Genomic DNA, 9,840 nt, shown 5'->3' on the forward strand with positions numbered 1-9,840 from the left:
GGGAGCATCCCATTTTTGCAAAAAACTTATTCTTGGAGTTTGACGGGGAGACGGGGAGATGGGGAGACGGGGGGAAATTAATCAGATCAACTATTATCAATCAAGGACAATTTGCAACTTTGGGATGTTTCCCTGTCTTTAACCACAGGGTGTTTAGTTCAATTGTGCTTGCAATTTTTAAACAGTTTTTAGTATTATTGAAAGAGTAGGGTAATTAAAGTCAATGAGTGAAAGAATGGCTGAATTTAAAAAGCGTTTACCAGTATTAGAAGCGAAGGCAAAAATAGAGACAAATTAGGGAATTTATGAAACGTATTTTCATTAGTCATAGTCATTCAGATGAAAAGATTGCTGATTCTCTATTTGATTTCCTTATTTATACTTTAAAAATAGATAGAGGAGATATTTTGTGTACCTCAGATCCCGAATCTGGGTTATCTTTTGGTTCTAATTCAATCAGTGATCAACTTAAACAAAATCTTAAAAGTTCCGATGCGTTAATTGTTTTAATAACTCCTGATAGTTTAAATTCGGCTTGGATTCCTTTTGAAGTTGGTTCTTTTTGGCCAACAGATAAACCGATTATTATTTTTCTAGGGTGTGGTTTAACCTCTGATAAGTTACCAGGCCCTCTTAGAGGGTGGTTAGGTATTCGTATGGGAGATGAACAAGTTATTGACCATATTAATACAGCGATCAATCAATTATCTCAAAGTCTAAATATTGAACAAACTCCTTATGATCGCAGAAGACAAAATAAAATTAATGATTTCATCAAGTGTTTTAGGGATTGGAAGTCTAAACGTCCTAACCCTGATGCACAATATCAACAACAGATTCAAGAACTTCAAGACAAACTTCAGGAGAATGAAAAGTTATATCAAGATAAACTTACTGAAATTACTGAAATAAAAAGTAATTACCAAACTCAAAAACAAGAATTAGAGCAAAAAGAATATAGTTTACAACAATTACAACAGGTAAGGAACAATGATTTAGAAAAATTAGAGCAAAATCATAAGGCTCAAAAAGAGCAATTAGAAGAATCTTTTACTTGTCGAATCAACAAACTACAAGAACAATTAGAAACAGAGAAATCACATCAGCAATCCACCAATAAAATTGAAATTAGAATAATAAAATTTTTTCTAGCTTCCTCCTCTGAATTAAAAGAAGATAGGGAACAATTCGAGATTTTTATTAACCGTAAAAATAAGCAATATATCAAACAAGGTATATTCTTAGAATTGGTAATCTGGGAGGACTTTCTTGATGCGATGTCTCAAACAAGACTCCAAGATGAATATAATAAAGTAATTACTGAATGTGATTTATTTGTTAGTCTCTTTTTAACTAAGGTTGGTCAATATACTGAAGAGGAGTTTGATACCGCTTTTGGTACATTTAAAGAAAATAATAAACCTCTAATTTACACTTATTTTAAAGATGCACCAATTAATCTAAGTCGCATTACTACTGAGATTAATACCTTACTTAAGTTTAAGGAAAAACTGAGTAAACTTGGTCATTTTTACACAAGTTATAATAGTATTGAGGAGCTAAAATATCGTTTCGAGCAACAACTAAATAAAGCCTTTGATCACTTAATCAAAAATTTAGCTGAAAAATTAACTGTAAATAGTTCTCGACAACAAGAATATCAACAACAATTAACCGAAAAAGAATCAATAATTAATCAACTACAAGAAAAAATACAACAGCTAGAATCGAATATATCAAAACCTATCTTATCAACGACAAGTACAGAAATAGAACTCAAAAGTGAAAAAGGGGTTGACTACACTAAACTTCGTGACCTCTTGGCAGCAGGGGAATGGAAAGAAGCTGACCACGAAACCGCTAAAGTCATGCTCCAAGCAGCTAACCGAATGTCTGAAGGATGGTTATATGGAAAAGATATCGATAACTTTCCTTGTGATGACTTACGCACTATAGATAAACTTTGGGTCAAATACAGTAACGGAAAATTTGGCTTCAGCGTCCAGAAAAAAATCTATATGGACGACCTCGGTGGAACAAGAGACTATGATGAAAAAATCTGGGACGAGTTTTGCGATCGTGTCGGTTGGAGAAAAAGAGGAGACTATGTGAGTTACTCAAACCTCACCTTTGAATTACTAGATACTACACCTGTGGGACACCTTCCTGTTTATTGGAACGAGTTTTGCGATCGTGTCGGTAGAGGAAGGTGGGGGAAAGAGGAAGACGGTATTAGTTACTCAAACCTCACCTTTGAATTACTTATCTTCTCTCGCATATCGCACTGTAAACTGTAATATATAGCAGTCGCCAAAGCTATTAGGACATTTTTCTGTTCCCTGTTCCCTGTTCCCTGTTCCCTTAAAATATAATTTATGTGTCCTAACTAGCCTGTCTATTGCTATATTGCCACGCGCTTCACAAAGGCAAAAGTAAAAAGGCAAAAGGCAAAAATAAGGTTTTTAAGTTATCAGATAAGTACATACGAATTGCTATTAATGAATATACCCAATCCGATTTAGATACCCCCTTTTAAATTGCATAGCTTAAAACCTGAAAACCCTCCTGCCTCCTGCCCCCTGCCTCTTTTAGAAGATAAGATATATTTGAGAACAGGATGTGGTATTAAGCAGTCTTTTGTACTCCTGGAAAATGTCTATGTTTGGCGTAGAATCCTAATAAGACAATAAGAATAATAATGACGGTTCCGATACCTAAATAACTGGGAACCCAAAAAGATGTTTCAATATGATTAATTTGACCTGGTTCTAGTTGCCAAGTTACTTGAGTATTTTCAGGATCAGATTCACTATTTAAGTTACTATTTTCAGGAAAGTTTTTAACTCGCAAAGGGGCATTTAAAACGAATTCTAAATTAACTAAAGAACCAGGACTAACAATAATATTTCCTTGGTTGGAGAGTACACCTAAAGCCCTGAGATCAACATCAATATTCAGTTTATTGCGCTCAAAAAATATCCAGTTATTTTGTTTGATATTCATCTCTGCTTTTAGTTGCACTAATTCAGGATTTTGCACTTTTAAACCGGAGGCAATTTGAGAATAATTAGGGTTGAAAAAATGGTTAAATTTATCGGTTAATTCTTGTCCATTGCCGAAAGGAATAGTAACAATAATTTCCTCATCAGAAACTTTTTTTGCTTTTCCTTGTAATGATTTTGCACGACTTTCTATACTATTTAACCACTCGGTTACTTCGGTTTTACTCAAACTGGTTAACTGTTCTGCTAAGCGAATATGTTGAACAATTTCTCCGTTATGTTGTTCATGGAAATTAACTCCAACGTCGTAACGAACGCATCCGTTTAAGAAAACTAAAATACTGATGATTAGAGGTAGAAATAATCGTTTTATTTTACCTATTTTGGGTTTATTTGTAATTACTTTTCTTTGATAATTCATAGTTAGTTTTTCCTTGAAAGATTAATAATTAGGGAAACAGTTAAGATTGAATTAGAGTATAAAATAAGTGGAGTAAAGTGGCAAAATTTCAGCATTCAGCCAAGAGATAAAAGTGGTAAGCATTCCTTTAATTCTCTACAGTATTTCAAGATAAAGTTCTCTCTCTCAAGGTTGGTTTTAGGCTGATAGCTGAATGCTTATTTTAGCTGATGAGTTATTCATCTTTCCAGTCATCATTATTAGATGTACTGCCACCACCGACGGTAACTAAATCGATTTGTTGCCGATAATAATCGACACTTTTAACCTCAACTTCCACCTCATCTCCTAAACGATAAGCAATATGATTTTTACGTCCCACCAAACAACCATGACGGGAACGGTATTCATACCAGTCATCTTTTAGGGAACTAACATGAACTAATCCTTCTACTAATAAATCTTCGATTTCTACAAAGAAACCGTAAGATTGAACACCAGTAATTAACCCTTTAAAAACCTTGCCGGTTCGTTCCTTCATTTTCTCCGCTTTTTGCAGTCCTTCTAGGTCTTTTTCCGCTTCTTCGGCGGTTTTTTCTCGGTCATTAAGATAGGTAACTATGAAGTGAAATGTATCTTCTAATTCTTCTTGGATACTGGGAGGTAAAACATTCCAATTAATTTTACCGTGACAGCTACTACTAAAGAGATTAACCCCCATTTTAGTTTGTCTGGTACGGCGATCGCGTCCATCACTAAATACCAATTTTAAGACCCGTTGAATTAATAAATCAACGTAACGTTTTCCTGGGGAAACACAATGGGTATAACAATCATCGTAAGCGAGGCCAAAATGCGATCCTGGATGACTATTATACTTGGATGATTTTAAGGTTTCATGGAGTAAATAATTGAGAACATGAACATGGGGAGACCTGCCCAACATTTGGGTTAAATTGTAGTAATCTTGGGGTGTAATGTCTTCTTCTGATTCCAGGGATACTTCTAACCCTAAATTTTGGGCTAATTTTAATAAGTCTTCCAACTCTTCCCAGTCTGGTTCTGGTTGGGTACAATAGATGCCGGGTATTCCTAAAGCGCGAATATGGTCGGCCACGGACTTATTAGCTAAGACAACTAACTCCGTCAATAGAGAACGAATGGGGGTTCGAGAAGAAGCGATTAAAGTTCCGATTCTACCCTCATCTTGATAAGGCGATCGCGGTTCTAATTGTAGTTCAAAACCACCTCGTTGTAACCTTTGGGCCTTAACCAGGGGACTGAGAGTAAAAAAGAGGTCTTTGAGTTTATCGGCCAGAGGTTGTTGATCTTCGGGTACTTGATCTAAGTTCGCTAAAATAGACTGGACTTCTGGATAGGTGAGTTGATTATCCACCCGAACAACGGTCGGTTCGATGCTATATTCTACCAGTTGACCATTTTTATCGAAGGTCATGATCACCGAGATGGTCAAACAATCTTGATCCGGTTTGAGAGAATAAGATTTTGTCACCATTTCTGGTAACATCGAGAGAACTTTTTCCCCTAAATAAACCGTCGTTCCCCGTTTTCTGGCAACTTTATCTAGTAAAGACTCGGGTTGGATATAGTGGGCAATATCGGTAATATGGACGGCAAACTGCCAGTCATTATCTTCTGTTCTTTCCAGAGTAAAGGCCGTTTCGATAAAGGGGAGAGAGTCTCGTTGGACATCTTCGGTCAAAGTAAAAGTGAGAACATCTCGCCAGTCGGCCCGTTTTTCGTTGGTTTCGGGATCAAAGGTAATGGGGAGTTCTGAGGCTGTTTGTTCTATTTCCTCGTTAAAACTTTGGGAGAGATCGTGTTTACAACAGACAATATCCGTATCAGCGGCCGCTTCAGCATCACTGCCTAAAATGCGGGTAACTTGTCCCACCGGAGGATGTTCCCCAATAGGATAACGGACTACAGAAACATGAACCAGATGGTCCACAGCATCTTCTAAATTATTGCCATTTTGATCAAGAAGTAATTCAAATAGTAAGCGATCGTCCAGGGGAATAGCTTGATATTCTTCTTCTTCTTTTTTCACCTGGGCCAATAACGAAGGGTTGGCCCGTTCTAAAATTAGTTTAACTTCCCCTTCAGGAGACCTGCGACGGGTTCCTTCTTTGATAACTTTGACCAAAACGCGATCGCCGTTCCAAGCGTTACTGAGATGGAGTTCTCGAACGTAGATGTCTTCTGCGTCTTCTTCGTCTTGAATAGCGAAGCAAAACCCTTTACTGGAACAGCGTAACTTGGCTTCTACTAAGTCATCTTCGGGAACACGGCGATATTTTCCGCGTTCTTTTTCTAAAATGCCGATTAATTCCAATGCGTCCAGGATGATTTGCAATTTTTCGACGTTTTCCTCGTCTTCACATCCCAATTTTCTCTCTAGGAGTTTGGCCGCCACCAATTTGTTATCACTGAAGTGGGATAATAATGTAGCGATTGAAAATTCCATCTATCAATAGTCCTTGCTAAATGTGAGTGAGTCTGATTGATCTGAAGATAGGAAGATAAAAACTAAATCAGTTGATGAGTAATGCTTTGGCTTAAACTTCACACCCCAGTCTTACTGGTTAACCATCTAGGGTTAAGCTGATTGACTCCTAATGGAGTTTTCCCTAGAAACCTTTAATTTTATGCTTTAGAAGTACGCTTGAAGGGCAAATAGAGAGTTCTATCTTTGGAAAGCGTGACTCTCTTTGCACCAGAATAGACCAATCTACCGAAGCGTTTACTTCTCTTGATAAACTATCTGACTTCCCATTCTACCAAGAGAAGGGACTTTTTCAATTGAGTTCAGATACCTAACTGCATTCAGGACAAGGTTAATTCATTATTTATTATCCATTATCTATTATCTATTATCCAGAGTTATGAGTCAATTAAAACGATTAAAAATTATTATTCAGGGGGCAGTTCAAGGGGTTGGTTTTCGTCCTTTTATTTATCGGTTAGCCACAGAATTAAACTTGAAAGGATGGGTGAATAATTCAGCAGCAGGGGTATTTATTGAAGTAGAAGGAAATGAAACAATTTTAAAACATTTTTTATCTAGAATTGACTCAGAAAAACCTCCTATTTCCCAAATTAATAGTCTAGAAACCACTTGGTTAGAAACTGTTAATTATACTAATTTTGAAATTCGTCATAGTAGTGGTGGGGAAAAAAAAGCTATTGTTTTACCTGATTTAGCTACTTGTACTGCTTGTTTACAAGAAATTTTTGATCCCAATAATCGACGCTATTTATATCCGTTTACTAATTGCACTAATTGTGGACCTCGTTACACTATTATTGAGGAATTACCCTACGATCGCCTTCACACAACTATGAAAAATTTTACTATGTGTGAATCTTGTCAAGCAGAATACGAAAATCCTCTAGATCGACGTTTTCATGCCCAACCTAATGCTTGTCCTGTTTGTGGTCCAAAGTCAGAATTATGGGATGAAAAAGGAGAAATATTAGGTAATGAAAATGATGCCCTAAACTTAACTATAAATGCTTTAAAAGAAGGAAAAATTGTTGCTTTAAAAGGGTTGGGAGGATTTCAGTTAATTGTTGATGCTAGAAATAGTGAATCAATACAACAATTAAGACAGCGTAAATATCGTCCGCACAAACCTTTTGCTTTAATGTATTCTTCCCTAGAAGAAATTAAAACTTATTGTGAAATTAATGATCTGGAAGGACAATTATTAACCTCACCTCAAGCACCCATTGTTCTCTTAAAGAGGAAAAAAAGTTCTCCGTATTTACAGAATGATTTTAGAGATAATTTAAGCCCTAATATTGCTCCCAATAATCCCTATTTAGGAGTGATGTTACCTTCTACTCCATTGCATCATTTATTACTGCATCAACTTGATTTTCCTATAGTTGCCACCAGTGGTAATCTTGCCAGTGAACCGATATGTATTGATGAAAAAGAAGCTTTAAAAAGATTAAAAAATATTGCTGACTTATTCTTAGTTCATAATCGTCCTATTATTCGTCCTGTAGATGATTCCGTAGTTAGAGTTATAGCAGGAAGAGAAATGATTATTCGTCGCGCGCGAGGATATGCACCATTTCCTATTACAATTAATACTCAAAATAAAGATGATAATTTTCCTAATATTTTAGCAGTAGGCGGACACTTAAAAAATACTGTAGCTATTCTCAAAAAAAATCAAGTTTTTATCAGTCAACATATTGGAGATTTAAGCACACCAGAAGCATTAAAATCCTTCAATCAAGTCATGGACAGTTTAAAAGGATTATACGATTTTGAACCAGAAATAATAGTTTGTGATGCTCATCCTGACTACGTATCAAGTCAATATGCAAAAGCTCAAAATTTACCCGTAATTACTGTTCAACACCACTATGCTCATATTCTTGCTTGTTTGGCAAATAACCCATCATTAATGAAGGAATTTAACTTAAATACCGCCGTTTTAGGAGTTGCTTGGGATGGAACAGGATACGGTGATGATAACACAATTTGGGGTGGAGAATTTCTATTAGTTAGCAATAAAAAATATGAAAGGATCGCCCATTTTCGTCCCTTCAAATTACCAGGAGGAACTCAAGCAGTAAAAGATCCCAGAAGAATTGCTATATCTATTTTATTTGAAGTATTAGGAGAGAATGAAACAATAAAATTACCTTTCTTAGAAACTATGGCAACCAAAGAATTAAACATAATCAAACAAATGTTGTCCCGTAGCCTTAATACTCCTATAACCTCTAGTGTTGGCAGATTATTTGATGCAGTAGCAGCTATGATAGGAATTTGTGAAAATATTAGCTTTGAAGGACAAGCAGGAATAGCCTTAGAACACGCAATTAATGACTTAAAAATAGATGAAAGTTATCCCTATCAAATTACAGGTTTAACCTATCCCTTAGTCATTGATTGGCAATTAATGATAGAAAGTATTATAGAAGATATCTTACAAAAAAAATTGCATCAAGAAATAGCAGCTAAATTCCACAATACCCTAGTTGAAATTATGATAGATATTGCCCAAAGAAGTCAACAAAAAAATATTATCTTGACAGGAGGATGTTTTCAGAATAAATACTTAAGCGAAAGAGCAATTTTACGCTTAAAACAAGAAAAATTTACCCCTTTTTGGCATAATAATATACCTCCTAACGATGGAGGAATTGCTTTAGGGCAAATTATAGCTGGTATTCTTCAAACAAAATAGCTTTTTGCCATCAATTTGGTATAATCAAACAGTGGAAAGGTAACTCTAACAAACGTGGATATTTTTGGAAGTTCAGAACCTGCAAAAATCTTAGTAATCGACGATCACCCCTTTAGTCGTGTCATGGCAGTAGACCTGTTGAGTGCCAACGGTTATGATGTCATTGAACATGATGGTATTTGTGATATTTTTACTACAATAAGAACAGCCTCTCCCGATCTAATTTTGATGGATCTTAAAATGCCCAATTATAACGGCTTTGATATCTGTCAACAATTAAAACAAGATCAAGATACTCGTTTAATTCCTATTATTTTAATGAGTGTTGCCGATGATAATAGCTCTCGCATAAAAAGTCAGAAAGTTATGGCCGATGCTTTCATGAGTAAGCCTCTAGAAAGTATTGTATTATTACCCGAAGTAGAATTATTAATCCAACGAAAAAGGCTTTATGAATGGCTAGAACAGATGCAAAAAGTCTTATTTTTGATTTCTCAAGCTCTTGAAAAAAGATACTTACCTCAAGGAAAATCAGGAATTAGATTTGATAAACTAGCCCAAGGATTTGGTGGATATTTAAACTTAAGTCCTGTAGAAATTAGTGATCTTATTTTAGCGTCCCATCTCCATGATATCGGCACAGTAGCTATCCCTGATGCAGTGATGATGAAACAAGGAAAATTAAACGAAGAAGAACGAGAATTAATCAAAAATCATGTTTTAGTTGGGGAAGAAATTTGTAAACCAATGCAAAACCGCCGAGGTATTGCTCAAATTATTCGTCATCATCATGAACGCTGGGATGGTAGTGGTTATCCTGATGGTTTAATAGGCGAAAGTATTCCAAAATTAGCGCAAATTTTTCAAATTTTAGATATTTACGAAGCATTAACCAGCGAAAGACCTTATAAACAACCTTATACTTCTCAAGAAGCCTTAAATATTATTAAACAAGAAGCAGAAAAAGGGTGGCGAAATGTCAAGTTAGTGCAACAATTCTTTGCATTTATGAAAGAGAAACAACTGACTTAAAAAAATATTAAGAGAAGTTCCCAAAAAATATAATTATGGAGCAATTTTTTAACCGAATGTCGGGCAGAATTCCCTAACGTTCCATAACTTAGGGATGAATGCCCGACCAACATATAAAACTGCGAAGCATCCTTATTTCTTAGTTTCTAACCCTCCTGACTGGTTTTTGATATAT

5 protein-coding genes are annotated in these 9,840 nt (G+C 35.6%); 3 read left to right on the plus strand and 2 right to left on the minus strand.

Annotated elements, in window-relative coordinates:
* Positions 1-305: 305 nt before the first annotated feature.
* The gene (locus QNJ66_RS24670) at positions 306-2,297 is read left to right on the plus strand and encodes a GUN4 domain-containing protein (RefSeq protein WP_300511305.1); all 1,992 of its coding nucleotides are present in this window, start codon (positions 306-308) and stop codon (positions 2,295-2,297) included.
* A 328-nt stretch (positions 2,298-2,625) separates the two neighbouring features.
* Here QNJ66_RS24670 and QNJ66_RS24675 read toward each other — a convergent pair whose 3' ends face one another.
* Both QNJ66_RS24675 and QNJ66_RS24680 read right to left on the minus strand, forming a co-directional pair.
* Positions 2,626-3,423 (minus strand): DUF3153 domain-containing protein, encoded by a 798-nt coding sequence (locus QNJ66_RS24675; protein ID WP_300511306.1) that lies wholly within the window; start codon positions 3,421-3,423, stop codon positions 2,626-2,628.
* A gap of 214 nt (positions 3,424-3,637) precedes the next feature.
* Positions 3,638-5,890: a ribonuclease R family protein gene (locus QNJ66_RS24680; RefSeq protein ID WP_300511307.1), complete on the minus strand. Its 2,253-nt coding sequence runs from the start codon at positions 5,888-5,890 to the stop codon at positions 3,638-3,640.
* 418 nt (positions 5,891-6,308) lie between these two features.
* Between QNJ66_RS24680 and hypF the strand changes: the two genes are divergently transcribed.
* Together hypF and QNJ66_RS24690 are read left to right on the plus strand one after the other, a co-directional pair.
* Positions 6,309-8,633, plus strand: a complete 2,325-nt coding sequence (gene hypF / locus QNJ66_RS24685; RefSeq protein WP_300511308.1) for a carbamoyltransferase HypF — start codon at positions 6,309-6,311, stop codon at positions 8,631-8,633.
* Positions 8,634-8,687: 54 nt separating this feature from the next.
* Positions 8,688-9,665: an HD domain-containing phosphohydrolase gene (locus QNJ66_RS24690; protein ID WP_300511309.1), complete on the plus strand. Its 978-nt coding sequence runs from the start codon at positions 8,688-8,690 to the stop codon at positions 9,663-9,665.
* Positions 9,666-9,840 lie beyond the last annotated feature (175 nt).

This window comes from Crocosphaera sp. (assembly GCF_030064895.1).
GTDB lineage: Bacteria > Cyanobacteriota > Cyanobacteriia > Cyanobacteriales > Microcystaceae > Crocosphaera.

Coding starts and splice junctions, on each gene's coding strand:
- QNJ66_RS24670 (WP_300511305.1), top strand. CDS start 306: ATGAAACGTATTTTCATTAGTCATAGTCATTCAGATGAAAAGATTGCT.
- QNJ66_RS24675 (WP_300511306.1), bottom strand. CDS start 3,423: ATGAATTATCAAAGAAAAGTAATTACAAATAAACCCAAAATAGGTAAA.
- QNJ66_RS24680 (WP_300511307.1), bottom strand. CDS start 5,890: ATGGAATTTTCAATCGCTACATTATTATCCCACTTCAGTGATAACAAA.
- hypF (WP_300511308.1), top strand. CDS start 6,309: ATGAGTCAATTAAAACGATTAAAAATTATTATTCAGGGGGCAGTTCAA.